The sequence below is a fragment of the Citrobacter sp. TBCS-14 genome (assembly GCF_005280805.1).
Classification (GTDB): domain Bacteria; phylum Pseudomonadota; class Gammaproteobacteria; order Enterobacterales; family Enterobacteriaceae; genus Citrobacter; species Citrobacter gillenii.
The window spans coordinates 264-507 of sequence record NZ_SZWM01000376.1 but is presented as its reverse complement, the minus strand read 5'-3'; the positions used below and the strand labels follow the sequence as shown (position 1 = coordinate 507).

Here is a 244-nt window from a genome sequence, read left to right as displayed (position 1 = left end):
GCGTTATGATCCGCAAGGCCTTTGTGATGCAGGTGAATGCCGACGCACATGTTGAATATCAACGTCGTCATAACCCCATCTGGCCAGAACTGGAAGCGGTGCTGAAAGCGCACGGCGCCCATCACTACGCGATTTATCTCGACGAGGAGCGCAATCTGCTGTTCGCCACCGTTGAGATTGAGTCCGAGGAGCGCTGGAATGCCGTTGCCAGCACCGACGTTTGCCAGCGTTGGTGGAAACATAT

The 244-nt window shown here is 55.3% G+C and carries 1 protein-coding gene; it reads left to right on the top strand.

Going from position 1 to position 244, the window contains the following annotated elements; all coding sequences use genetic code 11:
- Nucleotides 1-5: 5 nt before the first annotated feature.
- The coding region (rhaM, locus tag FDX22_RS15615) for an L-rhamnose mutarotase (protein WP_146717427.1) at nucleotides 6-244 on the top strand (239 nt) is incomplete at its 3' end.